Genomic DNA, 15691 nt, shown 5'->3' with positions numbered 1-15691 from the left:
TGGCGCAGGTCGTTCGCGGGCCCCGCGCACCCCGCGGCGAGCAGGGTGGCGCAGAGGACGCCGCGGGTGAAGCGCACGGACGCGGAGGCGGGCATGGGGACGGCTCCATCAGGCAGGGGGAAGGAACAGGTCCTGCCGCCCGGAGGCAGTGCATGCCGCATGCCCCGTACCGCCGCGCTCAGCCCTTGATGACCTGCTCGGCCCGCACCTCCGTGGGGCCCGGCGCCTCTCCGCGCTCGAAGCGCTGCACGCTTTCGAGCGTGGTCCGGGCGATGGCGTGCAGGGCCTCGCGGGTGAGGAAGCCCTGGTGCGCGGTGATCACCACGTTGGGGAACGTCAAGAGGCGCGCGAGCACGTCGTCCTGGAGCACCTGCTCGGAGAGGTCCTGGAAGAAGATGCCCTCCTCCTCTTCGTACACGTCGAGTCCGGCCGCCCCCAGGTGCCCCGACTTGAGCGCCTCCACCAGGGCGTGGCTGTCGAGCAGCGCCCCACGGCCGGTGTTGATGATCATCGCCCCGGGCTTCATCTTCGCGAGCGCGGCCGCGTCGATGAGGTGGCGCGTGGCGGGCGTGAGCGGCACGTGCAGCGAGACGATGTCCGCCTGGCGCAGCGCCTCCGCGAGCTCCACGGACTCCATGCCCAGCTCGTGCGCGTCCTGGGCGGAGAGCCGCGGATCCACGCCGAGCAGCCGGCAGCCGAAGCCCCGGAAGATGCGGGCCGCGGCGCGCCCGATGCGCCCCAGCCCCACGAGCGCCACCGTCTTGCCGTGCAGGTCGAAGCCCACCAGCCCGTCGAGGGAGAAGTTCCACTCGCGCACGCGCGCGTAGGCCCGGTGCACCTTGCGGTTGAGCGCGAGCACGAGCGCGGCGGTGTGCTCGGCCACGGCCTGCGGCGAGTACTCGGGCACGCGCACCACGGTGAGCCCCAGCCGCCCGGCCTGCACGAGGTCCACGTGGTTGAAGCCCGCGGAGCGCAGCGCCACCAGCCGCGTGCCGCCGTCCGCGAGCGCCTGAAGGCACGCCGCGTCCAGCCGGTCGTTCACGAAGGAGCACACGGCGGGGAAGCCCGCGGCCAGGCCCACCGTCTGTGGCGTGAGCCGGGGCTCGAAGTACGTGAGGGTGTGGCCGAACGCGGCGTTCGCCTCCTCGAAGGCGGCGCGGTCGAAGCGGTGGGTGTCGAAGAAGGCGATGCGCATGGCGGCTCTCCCATTCCCACAACGGCGACGGCCGCCAGGGGCTTCCCGGCTGCCCTTGCACCGCGCGTGCGAGCCAGGAGCGCCGGGCGGTGGCGCTCGGCGCCCTGGCGGCCTGGCGCTTCCCAGGGGGACGCAAAGGTTTCGCGAACGGACGCAAGGCCCGCGCATTTTTTGCGGGTGTGCTCTGGCGTCCACGGCCCGAGAGCTGGCATGCATCCTGAAACAAGTAGGGCAAGCACCGGCCCCGGGGGGCGGGGGCGGAGGAACACCGATGAACGCCAGGGACACCGAGGTGCGGCAGCAACTGCTCCACCGTCGGGAGACATTGCTCACGCTGCGGCGCCTGCACGGGCTCGCGGCGCAGCTCGTCCAGGACCTCGGGGAGCCCGAGCGGGCGGACAGCGCGGGGGTGCCGGAGGAGCTGCGGATGCTCGCGCGGCTCCACGCGCTGGAGGAGCGGGCGCTCGAAGAGGTGGAGCGGGCGCTGGAGCGGCTCGGGCCCGACGGCCCGGCCCGGTGCGAGATCTGCGGGAGCGCTCTGGGGCCCGAGAGCCCGCGGTCGCTGCCCGAGGTCCGGTGCTGCGTGGCGCGCGCATGACGAAGGCTCCCGGCAAGGCGGCGGCCTCCATCTGGTGGCTCGCCTTCGGCTACTTCGCCTGCTACCTGCCGTACAGCGCGCTGACGAAGGCGCTGAGCCTGGGCGCCCTGCCGGGCATGGCGGCGGGCCTGCCGGGCTTCGTGCTCCTGCCCTCCACGGCGGTGTCAACGCTGGTGGGGATGTTCCTCTACCTGTGGGCAAGCCACCGCTTCCAAGACGCGGGCCGCCGCCGCTTCGGGCGGGTGGAGCTGCCGTGGCCGGGGCGCTGGACCTTCCTGTCGGGCCTGTGCACCACGGGCATCATCGCGACCACCACGCTCGCCTACACGTTCAACGGCACCTCCATCGTCTTCATGATGCTGCTGATGCGCGGCGGGGTGCTGGTGCTCGCGCCTCTGGTGGATGCGCTCAGCGGCCGCCGGGTCGCGTGGCCTTCCCGGGTGGCGCTGGGCGTGAGCCTCGCGGCCCTGATTGTCGCCACGGGGCCGGGCGCCAGCCCCCACCTCTCGCTCGCCGCCGGGCTGGACCTGGCGGTGTACATCGCCAGCTACTTCGTGCGGCTGCGCTTCATGAGCCAGCTGGCGAAGAACGACACGCCCGGCACGCGCGAGCGCTACTTCGTGGAGGAGCAGATGGTGGCCACGCCCGCGCTGCTCGTCCTGCTCGCGCTGTGGGCGCTGACGGGCGCGGGCAGCGCGGCCATGCAGCTGCGCGAGGGCTTCCTCGGGATGTTCTCCCGCCCCACGCTGCCCATCGAGTTCGCCGTGGGGCTGCTCTCCCAGGGCGGCGGCATCTTCGGCGGGCTGGTGCTGCTCGACCCCCGGGAGAACACCTTCACCGTGCCGGTGAACCGCGCCTCCAGCGTGTTCGCGGGCGTGGGCGCGACGCTCGCGCTCTCCCTGCTGCTGGGGCTTCCCGGCGTGGGCGTCAGGGACCTCGTGGGCGCCGCGCTGGTGTCGGTGGCCGTGGCGGTGCTCGCGGTGCCGGGCGTGCTCGCGGCGCGGCGGCGGCTGGCCGTGAGCCCCGCCCTCCCTCCGGTGCCGTGAGCGTGCACGCCGGACCCACCAGGGTCCGGCACGAATCATGAAGTCACCTCGCGCGTCCGCATCCCCTCCACCGCTGGAGGCCCCGCGCGCGAGGACCCCATGACCACCGACCCGATGATTCTCCAGGCGCGCCAGATGCTGCTGTGCCGCCGGGACGCGCTGCGCACCCAGCGCGAGTCCGCGGAGGCCCTCCCCGGAGGCGGGGCCCGCACCCTGTCCTTCAGCGCGAACCTGCACGCGGCGCGGTTCGCGCGGCAGGAGCGCCAGGAGATGGAGGAGGTGGAGGCGGCGCTCGTGCGCATCGAGGAGGGCCGCTTCGGCGGGTGCGAGCGCTGCGGGGGCGCCATCGGGCGACAGCGCCTGCTCGCCGTCCCGGAGGCGCGCTGCTGCCTCACGTGCGCGGACCGGCGGACCCAGGGGGGCCACCGTTGAGCCTCGCGCACGGCACGGCGCGGGAAGTGTCCGCCCGCCCGCTCCTGCTGGGGCCTCCCGGGGCCCTGGCGGGAGCGTCCCCCGGGGCATCTTTGGTAAGCAAGGGCATGGCCAACGAACGCATCCTGGTGGTGGACGACGAGGTGAACGCACGGCGCGCCATCGCCACCATCCTCAAGGAGGAGGGCTTCGAGGTGCGCGAGGCCGCGGACGGCGTCGAGGCGCTCGGCCTGCTCGCGGACTTCGCGCCCGCGGCGGTGCTCACCGACGTGCGCATGCCCCGGATGGACGGGCTCACGCTGATGCGCCGCGCGCGCGAGGCCGGCAGCGACGCGACCTTCGTGGTGATGACGGCGTTCGCGTCCGTGGAGGCGGCGGTGGAGGCGATGCGGGCGGGCGCCGAGAGCTACCTCACCAAGCCGCTGGACATGAACGCGGTGCTCGTCGTGCTGGGCAAGGCGCTGGAGACGCGCCAGCTCAAGACGGAGACGCGCCAGTTGCGCGAGCGCGTGGCGGAGCGCTTCCGCGTGGGCAACATCATTGGAGACGCGCCCGAGCTCCAGGGCGTCTACGCCCTCATCCAGCAGGCGGCGCCCACGAAGGCCACCGTGCTCATCCTCGGGGAGAGCGGCACCGGCAAGGAGCTGGTCGCCCAGGCGCTGCATGAACTCAGCCCTCGCAAGGAGCGCCCCTTCGTGAAGGTGCACTGCGCGGCCTTGAGCGAGGGGCTCCTGGAGAGCGAGCTGTTCGGCCACGAGCGGGGCGCCTTCACCGGCGCCGTCGCGCGCAAGGAGGGCCGCTTCGAGCTGGCTGACGGCGGCACCCTGTTCCTCGACGAGATTGGCGAAATCTCCCTCGCCGTGCAGGTGAAGCTCTTGCGCGTGCTGCAGAGCCGCGAGTTCGAGCGCGTGGGCGGCACCCAGACGCTGAAGGTGGACGTGCGCATCGTCGCGGCCACCCACCGCGACCTCCAGGCGGAGGTGAAGGCGGGCCGCTTCCGCGAGGACCTCTACTACCGGCTCAACGTGGTGGCGGTGACGCTGCCCCCGCTGCGCCGTCGCAAGGGGGACATCCCCGCGCTGGTGAACCACTTCCTCGAGCGCTGCAACGCCTCCTACGGCAAGGACGTGAAGGGGCTGGCGCCCGGCACCCTGCAAGCGCTGATGAGCCACGACTGGCCGGGCAACATCCGCGAGCTGGAGAACGCGGTGGAGCGCGCGGTGGTGCTCGCGCGGGGTGAAGAGCTCACCGCGGACGACCTGCCGCCCGTGCTGCGCGGGCCGCGCCCGAGTCCTGAGTCCAGCGAGCGGCTCATCCCCGGCGCGAGCCTCGCCGCCATCGAACGCGAGGCCATCCTGCGCACCCTGGAGATGGTGCAGGGCTCCACCACGCGCGCGGCGGAAGTGCTTGGCATCAGCGTGCGGAAGATCCAATACAAGCTCAAGGAGTACGCGGGCGGCGGCGGCGGCCCGGAGGCGGAAGCCTCGGGGGAGGAGTGATGTTGGAAACCCGGACCGAGAGCGTCTTCGAGGAGCTCCAGCACTACGTCGGCTTCAGCGCCGAGGACGGAGCGGCCCTGCGAGCGCTGCACCCGCTCGCCGAGGCTCACTTCGAGCGCATCGCGGATGTCTTCTACCGCCGCATCCTCGAACACCCGGAGGCGCGCAAGGCGTTGGAGGGCGGCGAGAGCCAGGTGGGCCACCTCAAGGTGACCCTCCAGCACTGGATGGGCACGCTCCTCCAGGGGCCCTGGGACACGGCCTACTTCGAGCGCCGCTGCCGCATCGGCCGCGTGCACGTGCGCATCAGCCTGCCGCAGCACTACATGTTCGGCGCCATGAACCTGCTGCGCCAGGAGCTCACGGACGTCCTGGAGGAGTCGCTGCGCGAGCAGCCCGACGAGGCCGTGCGGCTGCGGCGCGCGCTGGGAAAGATCCTGGACCTGGAGCTCGCCATCATGCTCCACACGTACCGCGAGGACCTGCTCGCCCAGGCCGCGCGCGCGGAGCGGCTCGCCACCTTCGGGCAGTTGGTGGGCTCCATCGGGCACGAGCTGCGCAACCCACTGGGCGTCATCGAGACCTCGCTCTTCATCCTCAAGGGCCGCCCCGCCTCGCTGGAGGATCCGCGCGTGGTCAAGCACCTGGATCGCATTGGCGAACAGGTGGGCATCGCCAACCACATCATCACCAGCCTGCTGGACATGATCCGCGCCCGTCCGCTGGCCCATGCGCCGCTCCAGCTCACGGACGTGTGGACGTCCGCGCTGACCGCCGTCACCCCTCCGGAGCACGTGCGGGTGAGCGCCGTGGGACTGGAGGCCCTGCCGCCGCTGCAAGGCGACGCGGTGCAGCTGCTCCAGGTCTTCGTGAACCTGCTGGAGAACGCGGTGCAGGCGCTGGGGGACACCGCCGGCGAGGTGCGGCTGGAGGCGGGCTTCCCGGAGTCCGGAGCGCAGGAGGTGCGGCTCGTGCTGGAGGACAGCGGCCCGGGCCTGGATCCGGCCATCCGCGCGCGCGTCTTCGAGCCCCTGATGACCACCAAGGCGCGGGGCCTGGGGCTGGGGCTCGCGCTCGTGCGGCGCATCCTGGACCGCCACGGCGGCGGCATCACGTACGCCCCGCGCGAGGGCGGACTCGGGGGGGCGCGCTTCGTGGTGCACCTGCCCCTGCCTCCGGAGGCCACCTGATGGGCCGCTTCCTGCTCGTGGACGACAACCGGGCCTTCGCGGAGAACCTCGCGGAGATCCTCGAGGACTCGGGCCACGTGGCCCGGGTGGTGGGCTCCGGCGAGGAGGCGCTGCTGGCCGTGCGCGCGGAGCGCTACGACGTGCTCATCACCGACATGCGCATGCCCGGGATGAGCGGCGCCGCCGTGGTGCAGCACCTGCGGCGGTTGGACCCGGGGCTCGCGGCCATCATCGTCACCGCGCACCCCGGCGAGGCGGAGCTGGCGCGCGCCCGGGACGCGGGTGTGCTCGCGGTGTTGCCCAAGCCCGTGCCCATGCCCGCGCTGGTGGAGCTGCTCGCGCGGGCGCGGCGCGACGGGCTCGTGGTGCTGGTGGAGGACGACCCGCACCTCCTGGACAACCTCACGGAGGTGCTGCGCGGCCGGGGGTTCACGTCCGTGTCCGCGCGCTCGGTGCCGGAGGTGGAGCGGCTGGGCGCCGTCAGCCCCTTCGCCGCGCTCGTGGACCTGCGGGTGCCGGGCGGCCCCGACGGCGAGGCGCTGCGCCGCGTGCGGGAGCGCTTCCCCGGGCTCACCCCCTTCGTCGTCACCGCCCACCCGGACGCGCTGCCCGGGGACTTCGACGGCCGGTTGATCCGCAAGCCGTTCGACACCGGGGCGCTGCTCGCCGCGCTGGAGAAGCTGCACGGGGGCCTCCCATGAAGGCGTCGCCGGTGCAGGCCGCCGGCCTGCCGTACCGCCCCCGCGTGCTGGTGGTGGACGACAACGCGGCCTTCCTCGACAACATGACGGAGCTGCTCGGGGACGAGGGCTACGAGGTGTCGAGCGCGACGAGCTGCGCGGCCGCGCTGGAGCGGGCGAAGAAGGGCTTCGACGTCGCGCTCGTGGACGTGCGGCTGCCGGACGGGGAGGGCACGTCGCTGGCGCCGCGCCTCAAGGAGCTGATGCCGGACGGCGAGGTGGTGCTGCTCACCGGCCTGGGCATGCTGGAGGCGGCGGTGGCCGCGGTGCACGCGGGCGCGTGCGCGTACCTGCTCAAGCCCTGCGCCACCCCGGAGCTGCTGCTCACCCTGGAGCAGGCGCTGCGCCAGGTGCGGCTGCACCGCGAGAAGCGGGAGCTGGCCCGGCGCGCGCAGGTGACGGAGAAGCTGGCGGCGGTGGGCACGCTGACGGCGGGCCTGAGCCATGAGATCCGCAACCCGCTCAACGCCGCCGGGCTGCAGCTCACCGTGCTGGAGCGGCGGGTGCGCAGGCTGGACGCCGCCGTCCAGGGGCCGCTCCTGGAGCCGCTCATGCTCGTGCGGGATGAGATCCGCCGGTTGGATCACATCCTCGAGGACTTCCTCCAGTTCGCCCGTCCGCGCGAGTTCCAGTCGGACGCCGTGGAGGTCGCGCCGCTGCTCGAACGGGTGCGCAGCCTGTTGTCGGGACAGGCGGAGGAGCGGGACGTGGCGCTGGAGGTGGAGCCCACGCGGGTGGTCGTGGTGCGCGGGGACGAGGAGCGGCTGCGGCAGGTGCTGCTGAACCTCGCGCTCAACGCCCTCCAGGCGGCGCCCCCGGGAGGCCGCGTGTGCTTCAGCGCGAGCACCCAGGGCGACGAGGTGGCGCTGTGCGTGGACGACAACGGCCCCGGCATCCCCGCCGACGTGCAGGCGCGCCTCTTCGAGCCCTTCTTCACCACCAAGGCGAGCGGCAGCGGGCTGGGGCTCTCCATCGTGCACGCCATCGTCACCCAGCACGGCGGCACCATCGCGGTGGAGGCCGGGCCGCTTGGTGGCGCGCGCTTCACGGTGCGCCTGCCTGCCCTGGCGGACGCGGGCTGAAAACCTCCGCACGCGCCGCGGACGGAGCTGTACCTGCCGCTCGCTTGAGCGGCCCCTCTGGCCATCTGCTGAATCGATACGAATCATCTGCCGTTTGCGGATTGCGATGACGTCGTGCTCAGGCGAGGGTCCCTCCTCCCCCGGAGGACCTCCACATGGCGACCGCGACCGCAGCCCCTGGCAAGACGCTTCTCACCCCTGGCGACCACACGCTGATCCTCATCGACTTCCAGCCGCAGATGGCGTTCGCGACCCACTCGATTGACGCGAACCTGCTGCGCACCCACGTCGCGCTCGTCGCGGGCGCGGCGCGGGTGTTCGACGTGTCGACCATCCTCACCACCGTCGCGGAGAAGTCGTTCTCCGGCCCGATGTTCACCGAGCTCAAGGAGGCCTTCCCGGACGGGGGCGCCATCGACCGGACCTCGATGAACACCTGGGAGGACCCGCGCATCGCCGAGCGCGTCAATGCCATCGGGAAGTCGCGCATCGTCCTGGCGGGCCTCTGGACGTCGGTGTGCATCGTCGGTCCCGCGCTTTCGGCGCTCGACCAGGGCTTCGAGGTCTACGTCATCGCCGATGCGTGCGGTGACGTGTCGACGGAGGCCCACGACCGCGCGATGGACCGCATGGTGCAGGCGGGAGTCCGTCCCCTGACCTCGCTCCAGTATCTGCTCGAACTGCAGCGCGACTGGGCTTGCGGCAAGACATACGACGCCGTCGTGAACCTCGCGAAGAAGTCGGGCGGCGCCTACGGCCTCGGGCTGCTCTACGCGAAGACCATGTTCGGCGGAGGCGAGGGCGGTCACTGAGCCCCGATGCCCTGGCAAATCCCTCGCGCGAGAGACCGCTCAATGAAGATCTACCTGGTGTCCATCGCGGCCGGTGCGTTGATCGGCCTCATCTACGGTCTGCTCGGGGTCCGCTCTCCCGCGCCGCCGCTCGTCGCGCTGGCGGGACTGCTGGGAATCCTGCTCGGTGAGCAGCTGGTGCCCGTCGGGCGCCGGCTGCTCCGTCGCGAGCCCGTCACCCCGGCGTGGATCGCCGAGGAGTGCGTTCCGAAGGTCACCGGCGTGCCCCCCTCCTCACCTCCCAACCCCTGACAAGGACCATCGCCATGCCCCCCGAGCTCATCCTTCACCAGGGTCGGTTCACCACGCTGACCCCCGGAGCCTCCGAGGTCGAGGCCGTCGCCATCACGGACGGACGGTTCTCGGCGGTGGGCTCGGGGGGGGACATTCTCAAGACGCGCGGGCCAGGCACCCGCGTCATCGACGTGGGAGGCCGCCGCGTCGTGCCCGGCCTCATCGACAGCCACACCCACGTCATTCGCGGCGGGCTCAACTACAACCTGGAGCTGCGCTGGGACGGTGTCCGGTCGCTCGCGGACGCGATGCGCATGCTGCGCCAGCAGGTGGCCGTCACCCCCGCGCCCCAGTGGGTCCGCGTCGTGGGGGGCTTCACCGAGCTCCAGTTCGCCGAGCGCCGCCTGCCGACGCTCGAGGAGCTGAACGCCGCCGCGCCCGACACGCCCGTCTTCATCCTCCACCTCTATGACCGCGCCCTGCTGAACGCCGCGGCGCTCCGCGCGTGTGGCTACACCCGGGACACCCCGAACCCGCCGGGGGGCGAGCTCCAGCGCGACCGGCATGGGAATCCCACCGGGCTCCTGCTCGCGAAGCCGAACGCGCAGCTGCTCTACGCGAGCCTGGCGAAGGGCCCGAAGCTGCCCCGGGAGTACCAGGAGAACTCGACCCGCCACTTCATGCGCGAGCTGAACCGCCTGGGCATCACCGGGGTCATCGACGCGGGCGGCGGCTTCCAGAACTACCCTGACGACTACGCCGTCGTGCAGAAGCTCGCGGACGCGGGCGAGCTCACGCTGCGCATCGCCTACAACCTCTTCACGCAGAACAAGGGCGCCGAGGCCGTCGACTTCCGCGCGTGGACGAAGCAGGTCCGGCCCGGGCAGGGCAGCGACCACTTCCGCCACAACGGCGCCGGAGAGATGCTGGTCTTCTCCGCCGCGGACTTCGAGGACTTCCGCGAACCGCGCCCGGAGCTGCCGGCGGACATGGAGGGACAGCTCGAGGAGGTCGTCCGGCTGCTCGTGGAGAACCGCTGGCCGTGGCGCCTGCACGCCACCTACGATGAGAGCATCTCGCGCGCCCTCGACGTCTTCGAGCGCGTCAACCGCGAGATCCCCTTCCAGGGGCTGCACTGGTTCTTCGACCACGCGGAGACCATCTCCGAGCGGAACATCGATCGCATCGCGGCGCTCGGCGGCGGCATCGCGGTGCAACACCGGATGGCCTACCAGGGCGAGTACTTCGTGGAGCGCTATGGCGCGGCCGCCGCGGCCCACACGCCGCCCGTCGCCCGCATGCTCGCCGCCGGCGTCCCCGTGGGTGCCGGCACGGATGCCACGCGGGTCGCGTCCTACAACCCGTGGGTCTCGCTGGCCTGGCTGGTCACCGGCAGGACCGTGGCGGGGACGTCGCTCTACGGAGAAGACGCGCTGCTCGACCGGGAGACCGCGCTGCGGCTCTGGACCGAACGCAACACCTGGTTCTCCTCGGAGTCCGGCAAGAAGGGGCAGCTCGCCGTGGGGCAGCTCGCGGATCTCGCCGTGCTCTCGGAGGACTACTTCAGCGTGCCCGCGGAGAGGATCTCCCACCTGGAGTCGGTGCTCACGGTCCTCGGCGGCAAGGTGGTCCACGGCGCTGGAGGCTTCGCGGACCTCGCGCCGCCGCTGCCCCCGGCGATGCCGGACTGGTCTCCGGTGCGCAGCTTCGGTGGGTATGCGCACGCCGCCGCGAGCGCCACGGCATCGCTTCACGCCGCACCCCACGCGTGTGGCGTGCATGCCCATGGCGCGGCGGCCTGGCGGCGGCCGGTGCCCGTCGCGGAGGACCCGACGTTCTGGGGCCTCCTGGGCTGCTCCTGCTGGGCGTTCTAGGCGAAGGGACGCGGGAGAGTGCCCCCATGCTGCGTTGTTCGCGAAGCGCGTGCCTCCTGCTGGTCTCCGGGGTGCTCACCGCGTCCCTGGCGGCCCGCGCCGAGGACGCGCCCGAGCCGCGCGAGGCGCCACGGTATGCCTCGATCCGCTATCTGGAGGACTGGTCGGATCCCTCCCTGCGCCCCGGCGATGATCCGTTCGACCGCGTCAAATACCTCCCGCTCGCGGAGCAGGCCTGGCTCTCGCTCGGCGGGCAGCATCGTCTGCGTTACGAGCTGACCGACGGGCTGGACGGGCCGCTGCCAGAGAGCGTCCTGTTCTCGCGCAACCTGCTGCACCTGGATGCCCACGTGGGGCCCGCTCGGGCCTTCATCCAGGTTGGAGGGCACTACGCCCTCGGTGCTCCTGCCCGCGACGAGCCGCCCGGAAGTGACCTGTTCGACGTGCAGCAGGCGTTCCTGGAATGGCGCTTCGCGCCGCGCAAGGTCCGCTTCGTCGCCCGCGTGGGACGGCAGGAGCTGGCGCTGGGGTCGACGCGGTGGGTGAGCACGCGGGATGGGACCAACGTGCGTCAGGCGTTCGACCTCGCCCGCCTCACCGCCACGGGCGAGGGCTGGTCCGTGGAGGGCTTCGGCGGTGTCGTGCCTCGGCTCCAGCGCGGCGTGCTCGACGACGCTCCCTCCGCGCGCAACCGGTTCTGGGGCGTCTACGCGACCGTGGAGGTCCTGCCGCGAAATCGGCTCTCGTTCGACGCCTTCTACCTGGGGCGGGATCGTCCTTCGGTGACCTACGGAGAGGTGGAGGGGCGCGAGGTGCGCCACATGCTCGGCGTGCGGCTGTTCGGACAGACGGAGGGCGGCTTCGAGTACATCGGGCACGCGCTCGCGCAGGCCGGCACGGTGGGCGGCGCCCGGATCCTGGCGTGGGGGCTGGCGGGCGGACTGTGGCAGCGGCTGCCCTTCGCGCCGCTGCGGCTGGGCGTGCGGGGCGACGCGCTGAGCGGCGACGGCCACGCCGACGACGGTCGGGTTTCCACCTTCCATGCCTGGTTCCCGAACCAGACCTTCTTCAGCGCCCTGCCGTTGATCTACCCGTCGAACCTCTACGAAGTGCATCCGCTCGTGCAGTGGGACCTCGACGCGGTCACCCTGGAGGCGGGCTGCGTCTTCTTCTTCCGACAGTCGGTCCACGACGCCGTCTACACGCCGCCAGGGGACGTCCTCGTGCCGCCCGAGGCTTCGGAGGCGCGGTACACCGGCGCGCAGCTCTCGCTGTCGCTCGGGTATCGCGTCACCCGCCACTTCATGTTCAACCTCGAGTACTCACACGTCGTCGCCGGACCCGCGTTGCGGGCGGTCAACCTCCAGGGCGTCGACTTCCTGGGCACCTGGACGACCTTCACCTACTGACGCACGGCACCGCTCCTCCGATGACACAGCCCTCCTCGCCTCCGCCCCTGCTGGTCCCCACCGCGCTCGCCTTCATCGCCGGCTACGCGGACGCCGTCACCTTCGTCGGCGCGGGTGGCATCTTCTGCGCGCACGTCACCGGCAACTTCGTCGTGCTCGCCGCGGACCTCGCGCGGCGCGCCAACGCGGACGAGTGGCTGAAGCTTTCGACCTTTCCCATCTTCGTCCTGGCCGTCTTCCTGGCCACGCACCTGCATCGTCGGGTGGGGAGCTCCGCGCGCCTGCTCCTGCTCCTGGAGGCGGTGGCCTTCGGCGTGGCGTCCGCCGTGCCCCTCGTCGTGCAGGGGACGGCGGCCCACCGGGTCGTCGTGGTCCTCGCGGTCATCGCCATGGGCATCCACAATGCGATGCACCGGGTGGCGCCCTCGCTGGGCCCGATGACGACCGTGATGACGGGCAACGTCACGCAGTGGTTCGTGGAGAAGGTGATCCCGGGCGCCCCGGAGAACGCCGGCAAGCATCGCTCGCTGGGCTTCATCATCCTGGCGTTCGCGCTGGGGTGCCTGGGCGGGGCGTTCGGCGTCCAGCAGCTGGGGTTCGCGGCGTTGCTCGCACCGATGGGGCTCGCGCTGCTGGTGCGCAGCCGGCTGCACGACGCGGGCTGAGCGGCACGGGCCTACTTCTGGCGGCGTGCCTCCCGCTCGCACAGCTGGGTGAGCTGCTCCAGCAGCCAGTGGTGCGCCGGCCCGAACACGGTGTCGCTCCGGTAGATGGCCAGCAGCTTGAGCGCGTTCTCGTGGTCGCCCCAGGCCATGGGACGGATGGGCACCAGCGCACCCGAGCGCAGGTCGTCGCGCACCAGGTGCTCCGGCAGGTTGCCCCAGCCGAGCCCCGCGCGCAGCAGCTCATGCTTGGTGTAGAGGTCTCCGACGCGCCAGGTGCGCGGGGACAGCCCGACCTGATCAGCGACGCCATCGTCATCGCAGTCGGAGAGCACGACCTGGATGGCCTCCACGAAGTGGCGGGTCGCGATGCGTCCCTTGAGGGCGGCGAGCGGGTGCCGCGGGCTGACGACGGGGAGCACCCGGATGGGGGCCAGCGCCTGCGCCTCGAGCCCCCGTGCCAGGCCCGCCGGGCTCACCACACCGAGGGTGGCCGTGCCCGCGAGCACGCGAGCGGAGACCGCGGACATGAGCTGCGTGTCGATGCGCAGGTCGACCGCGGGGAACTCCCGGGTGAACGTGGCGCAGAGGTCGACGAGCGCCTTCACGGGGAAGAAGGCGTCCAGGCACAGCGACACCGACGCCTCGAGCCCCAGCGTCATGCCGGTGGTGAGCCGCCGCAGGCCGTCGACCTCGGTGAGCACGCGCCGGGTCGACGCGAGCACCGCCTGCCCCTGCTCGGTCAGCGTGGCCACCTTCGTCGAGCGATCCCAGAGCGGCACGCCCAGCTGGGCTTCGAGGTTCGCCATCGACGTGCTGATGGCCGACTGCACGCGGCGCAGCTTCCTCGCCGCCGCCGAGAAGCTCCCTTCCTCGACGACGGTCGCGAAGGCGCGGAGCTGATCGAGGGTGACCGGATCGTACATGCCCGGTCCATCTCACGGATCGATGGTTTGACAAAGACGGTCTCAGCCGGTGAGAAGTCATGCGCCCGAGCGCCCGGGTGTCGAATGCGTTCGCAAGGGGAGATGCAATTGTCTATACCCCCGCGCCCTTGTTGAAGCGCGCGCACACCCTGATCTTTCCCACGCACGCCCTGTTCTGGCTCGGCATGGGCCTCGTGTTCCTCTACGGCGTGGCGGCCATCCTGCTCGCCCCCACGTCGGTGCACCTGCTGCCGCGGTTCGTGGTCGAAGGCCTGCTCCAGAGCGTCTACGGGTACTTCTTCCTGCTGCTCGGCATCCCCTGCGGCATCTACGTCATCGGCTGGCGGGCCAGCGACGTCTTCGTCTGGACGCGCGCGCCGGGCACGCTGGCCGTGGACGACCAGGGGCTGCGCGACGGCACCACGCGGATCGCCTGGCGCAACGTGCACACGCTCGTGGAACAGCACCAGGAGCAACAGGTCGTCCTGCATCACCGTGACGGGACCTACCGGCTGCGGCTGGGGCTGTGGAGCGACGCGGACGACCTGCGACACACGGTGCTGGGGAACGTCGTGCCCCGGCTGCTGGAGGGCGTGGGCCGCCAGGTCGCCGCGGGGGAGCCGGTGCGCTTCGGTCCGCTCACCCTCAGCGACGCGGGGCTGACCCACAAGGGGCAGCTGATGCGCTGGGAGGACATCGAGAGCATCCGCCTCCAGGACGAGCTGGACCAGGGCGCGGCGACGCGCGAGCTGATCATCGTCTCGCTGGGCAAGCCCCGGAAGATCGACGAAGCGAAGGTCATCAACGCACCAGTCCTGCTGGCCTACCTGTCAGACCGCCTGGCCGGCTGACCTCCACCCCCAACCCCCCGGGTGTCACCTCATGGAAATCTACCGCTCCCCCCAGATGAAGAAGAAGGCGCAGGAGCCGCACGCCATCTACTACTCGCGCTTCAAGCTCATCGCGGGCGCGTTGCTCTGGACGCTGGCCCTGGCCTTCTTCGGGGTGCTCACCTGGCGGGCGATGGGACAGACGGGCGCGATGGCCTTCTCCGCCTTCATCACCCTGGGCGCGGCCGTGATGCTCTTCAAATGCGTGAAGCCCCTGGGCAGCCTGGACAAGCCCGCGCTGCTCATCGGCCGGGAGGGCATCCGCTTCGAGGACGGCCTGCTCATCGCCTGGAACGAGATGGAGGAGAACGTCTACTTCAACCAGTCGTACATGGGCATCCCCATCCTCAAGCTGGTCCAGGTGAAGACGACCCTGGACAAGCCCAAGGTGAAGAAGCAGCGCGTCGCCGCGCTCGACATGGACAGCGACAAGTACCTGGCCCTCTGTGACACCTACAGCCAGGGCACGATGCCGACGGACGCGCGCTGAAGTCGCACCGCCGCCCGGCATCCGGGCGGCACCCGGGCACCTTGACAGGGAACTTACTGGACCGTAACCTACTTTCAGGTAGGTTACTGGTCGGTAGGAACTCCCGTTGGAGCGTGCCATGTCTTGGATTGGGTGCCTGCTTGTCTTCCTTGGGGCGTATCTGCTGAACCTGCTTGTCATCTCCGTGGGCTACCACCGGGCGCTCGCCCACAAGGCCGTGCGGCTGCACCCGGTGCTCCAGCGGATGCTGGTGGCGGGGGGCAGCTGGGTGACGGGCATCGACGCGAAGTCCTGGGTGGTGATGCACCGGCTGCACCACGAACACTCGGACACGCCGCTCGACCCCCACTCCCCGGTGAACGTGGGCATCGCCGGCATCGGCGCCGAGCAGCTGCGCAGCTACAAGCGGGTCGTCATCGGCCTCTTGAAGAAGAACCCCGCGTACACGAAGTACGCGAAGGGGCTCGACTTCGACGTCCATTCCCTCACGCGCAGCGGTCGCTGGTGGCTGCCCTACGTCGTCCACGGCGTCGTGGGGCTGGGGCTCGCGCTCGCGGGGGGCTGGATGCTGGG

Annotated in this window: 17 protein-coding genes; 15 read left to right on the top strand and 2 right to left on the bottom strand. The window is 71.5% G+C overall.

Annotated features, from left to right (window positions below):
- Positions 1-178: 178 nt before the first annotated feature.
- Complete coding sequence (locus tag D7V97_RS25880) at positions 179-1195, bottom strand: 2-hydroxyacid dehydrogenase (RefSeq protein WP_120613308.1); 1017 nt, start codon at positions 1193-1195, stop codon at positions 179-181.
- A gap of 271 nt (positions 1196-1466) precedes the next feature.
- Between D7V97_RS25880 and D7V97_RS25875 the strand changes: the two genes are divergently transcribed.
- From D7V97_RS25875 to D7V97_RS25820, 12 genes are all read left to right on the top strand, one after another.
- Positions 1467-1793: a hypothetical protein gene (locus D7V97_RS25875; protein WP_120613307.1), complete on the top strand. Its 327-nt coding sequence runs from the start codon at positions 1467-1469 to the stop codon at positions 1791-1793.
- The gene (locus D7V97_RS25870) at positions 1790-2839 is read left to right on the top strand and encodes a hypothetical protein (RefSeq protein ID WP_147444979.1); all 1050 of its coding nucleotides are present in this window, start codon (positions 1790-1792) and stop codon (positions 2837-2839) included. Before D7V97_RS25875 ends, D7V97_RS25870 begins: the two co-directional genes overlap by 4 nt.
- 99 nt (positions 2840-2938) lie before the next feature.
- Positions 2939-3271 carry a TraR/DksA family transcriptional regulator gene (locus D7V97_RS25865; RefSeq protein ID WP_233583206.1) on the top strand — a complete coding sequence of 111 codons (333 nt, stop codon included), beginning with the start codon at positions 2939-2941 and terminating at the stop codon, positions 3269-3271.
- 107 nt (positions 3272-3378) lie between these two features.
- Positions 3379-4770 carry a sigma-54 dependent transcriptional regulator gene (locus D7V97_RS25860; RefSeq protein ID WP_120613305.1) on the top strand — a complete coding sequence of 464 codons (1392 nt, stop codon included), beginning with the start codon at positions 3379-3381 and terminating at the stop codon, positions 4768-4770.
- On the top strand, positions 4770-5960 hold the full coding sequence (locus tag D7V97_RS25855) for a sensor histidine kinase (RefSeq protein ID WP_120613304.1): 1191 nt from the start codon (positions 4770-4772) through the stop codon (positions 5958-5960). The genes D7V97_RS25860 and D7V97_RS25855 overlap by 1 nt, the downstream gene beginning before the upstream one ends.
- Entirely contained in the window at positions 5960-6661 is a 702-nt protein-coding gene (locus D7V97_RS25850; protein ID WP_120613303.1) for a response regulator, read from the top strand. Before D7V97_RS25855 ends, D7V97_RS25850 begins: the two co-directional genes overlap by 1 nt.
- A complete protein-coding gene (locus tag D7V97_RS25845) occupies positions 6658-7782 on the top strand; it encodes a sensor histidine kinase (RefSeq protein WP_120613302.1) in 1125 nt (374 codons plus the stop codon). Before D7V97_RS25850 ends, D7V97_RS25845 begins: the two co-directional genes overlap by 4 nt.
- Positions 7783-7937: 155 nt before the next feature.
- Positions 7938-8594 carry a hydrolase gene (locus D7V97_RS25840; RefSeq protein ID WP_120613301.1) on the top strand — a complete coding sequence of 219 codons (657 nt, stop codon included), beginning with the start codon at positions 7938-7940 and terminating at the stop codon, positions 8592-8594.
- Between the two features lie 42 nt (positions 8595-8636).
- A complete protein-coding gene (locus tag D7V97_RS25835) occupies positions 8637-8885 on the top strand; it encodes a DUF1427 family protein (RefSeq protein WP_120613300.1) in 249 nt (82 codons plus the stop codon).
- A 14-nt stretch (positions 8886-8899) separates the two neighbouring features.
- Positions 8900-10741 (top strand): amidohydrolase, encoded by a 1842-nt coding sequence (locus tag D7V97_RS25830; RefSeq protein WP_120613299.1) that lies wholly within the window; start codon positions 8900-8902, stop codon positions 10739-10741.
- 26 nt (positions 10742-10767) lie between these two features.
- Complete coding sequence (locus tag D7V97_RS25825; RefSeq protein WP_120613298.1) at positions 10768-12150, top strand: alginate export family protein; 1383 nt, start codon at positions 10768-10770, stop codon at positions 12148-12150.
- 20 nt (positions 12151-12170) lie between these two features.
- On the top strand, positions 12171-12815 hold the full coding sequence (locus tag D7V97_RS25820) for a YoaK family protein (protein ID WP_120613297.1): 645 nt from the start codon (positions 12171-12173) through the stop codon (positions 12813-12815).
- An 11-nt stretch (positions 12816-12826) separates the two neighbouring features.
- Here D7V97_RS25820 and D7V97_RS25815 read toward each other — a convergent pair whose 3' ends face one another.
- On the bottom strand, positions 12827-13738 hold the full coding sequence (locus tag D7V97_RS25815) for a LysR family transcriptional regulator (RefSeq protein ID WP_120613296.1): 912 nt from the start codon (positions 13736-13738) through the stop codon (positions 12827-12829).
- Between the two features lie 59 nt (positions 13739-13797).
- Between D7V97_RS25815 and D7V97_RS25810 the strand changes: the two genes are divergently transcribed.
- The 3 genes from D7V97_RS25810 to D7V97_RS25800 form a co-directional block, all read left to right on the top strand.
- The gene (locus D7V97_RS25810) at positions 13798-14589 is read left to right on the top strand and encodes a hypothetical protein (RefSeq protein WP_233583205.1); all 792 of its coding nucleotides are present in this window, start codon (positions 13798-13800) and stop codon (positions 14587-14589) included.
- Positions 14590-14620: 31 nt separating this feature from the next.
- On the top strand, positions 14621-15118 hold the full coding sequence (locus D7V97_RS25805; protein ID WP_120613295.1) for a hypothetical protein: 498 nt from the start codon (positions 14621-14623) through the stop codon (positions 15116-15118).
- Positions 15119-15236: 118 nt separating this feature from the next.
- Positions 15237-15691 (top strand): fatty acid desaturase (locus D7V97_RS25800; RefSeq protein WP_199728934.1); only part of this gene is annotated, 455 nt, incomplete at its 3' end.

Origin of the sequence: Corallococcus sp. CA053C (assembly GCF_003611675.1) — a bacterium.
Lineage (GTDB): Bacteria > Myxococcota > Myxococcia > Myxococcales > Myxococcaceae > Corallococcus.
The sequence above is the reverse complement of the archived record's forward strand: the minus strand, read 5'-3'. Positions and strand labels throughout refer to the sequence as shown.

What these genes read in the sequence shown, in the direction of transcription:
- D7V97_RS25870 (WP_147444979.1), top strand. Translation starts at nt 1,790, where the DNA reads ATGACGAAGGCTCCCGGCAAGGCGGCGGCCTCCATCTGGTGGCTCGCC.
- D7V97_RS25825 (WP_120613298.1), top strand. Translation starts at nt 10,768, where the DNA reads ATGCTGCGTTGTTCGCGAAGCGCGTGCCTCCTGCTGGTCTCCGGGGTG.
- D7V97_RS25850 (WP_120613303.1), top strand. Translation starts at nt 5,960, where the DNA reads ATGGGCCGCTTCCTGCTCGTGGACGACAACCGGGCCTTCGCGGAGAAC.
- D7V97_RS25820 (WP_120613297.1), top strand. Translation starts at nt 12,171, where the DNA reads ATGACACAGCCCTCCTCGCCTCCGCCCCTGCTGGTCCCCACCGCGCTC.
- D7V97_RS25875 (WP_120613307.1), top strand. Translation starts at nt 1,467, where the DNA reads ATGAACGCCAGGGACACCGAGGTGCGGCAGCAACTGCTCCACCGTCGG.
- D7V97_RS25880 (WP_120613308.1), bottom strand. Translation starts at nt 1,195, where the DNA reads ATGCGCATCGCCTTCTTCGACACCCACCGCTTCGACCGCGCCGCCTTC.
- D7V97_RS25830 (WP_120613299.1), top strand. Translation starts at nt 8,900, where the DNA reads ATGCCCCCCGAGCTCATCCTTCACCAGGGTCGGTTCACCACGCTGACC.
- D7V97_RS25835 (WP_120613300.1), top strand. Translation starts at nt 8,637, where the DNA reads ATGAAGATCTACCTGGTGTCCATCGCGGCCGGTGCGTTGATCGGCCTC.
- D7V97_RS25855 (WP_120613304.1), top strand. Translation starts at nt 4,770, where the DNA reads ATGTTGGAAACCCGGACCGAGAGCGTCTTCGAGGAGCTCCAGCACTAC.
- D7V97_RS25860 (WP_120613305.1), top strand. Translation starts at nt 3,379, where the DNA reads ATGGCCAACGAACGCATCCTGGTGGTGGACGACGAGGTGAACGCACGG.
- D7V97_RS25810 (WP_233583205.1), top strand. Translation starts at nt 13,798, where the DNA reads ATGCGCCCGAGCGCCCGGGTGTCGAATGCGTTCGCAAGGGGAGATGCA.
- D7V97_RS25845 (WP_120613302.1), top strand. Translation starts at nt 6,658, where the DNA reads ATGAAGGCGTCGCCGGTGCAGGCCGCCGGCCTGCCGTACCGCCCCCGC.
- D7V97_RS25815 (WP_120613296.1), bottom strand. Translation starts at nt 13,738, where the DNA reads ATGTACGATCCGGTCACCCTCGATCAGCTCCGCGCCTTCGCGACCGTC.
- D7V97_RS25840 (WP_120613301.1), top strand. Translation starts at nt 7,938, where the DNA reads ATGGCGACCGCGACCGCAGCCCCTGGCAAGACGCTTCTCACCCCTGGC.
- D7V97_RS25805 (WP_120613295.1), top strand. Translation starts at nt 14,621, where the DNA reads ATGGAAATCTACCGCTCCCCCCAGATGAAGAAGAAGGCGCAGGAGCCG.
- D7V97_RS25865 (WP_233583206.1), top strand. Translation starts at nt 2,939, where the DNA reads ATGACCACCGACCCGATGATTCTCCAGGCGCGCCAGATGCTGCTGTGC.